This window comes from Salifodinibacter halophilus, assembly GCA_012999515.1.
GTDB lineage: Bacteria > Pseudomonadota > Gammaproteobacteria > Nevskiales > Salinisphaeraceae > Salifodinibacter > Salifodinibacter halophilus.
The window spans coordinates 1-267 of the sequence record JABEEB010000301.1; the positions used below are offsets into that span (position 1 = coordinate 1).

General features: G+C 71.9%; 1 protein-coding gene. It reads right to left on the minus strand.

The genetic code is table 11. The annotated features are described in order from the left end of the window. On the minus strand, positions 1-267 hold a 267-nt coding region (locus HKX41_11765; GenBank protein ID NNC24810.1), incomplete at both ends, for a hypothetical protein.

Genomic DNA, 267 nt, shown 5'->3' on the forward strand with positions numbered 1-267 from the left:
TCGGCGCTGACGCCGATCACCAGTTCGTCGTGGCCGGTGTAGCGGCGCAGGAAGGCGTGGAAGCCCGCCAGCAGCACGTCTTCGACCGCCAAACCACGTTCTTGCGCGCGCCGGCGCAGGCGCGCGCCGAGTTCGCCGTCGATGGCGAAGGCGTGGCGCGCCGCGGTGTAGGTGTGCACCGCCGGGCGCGGCCGGTTCAGCGGCAGCTCCAGCGCCTGCAGGCGGTCGTGCAACTGCTGCTTCCAGTAACGCAGGCCGGTGTCGACG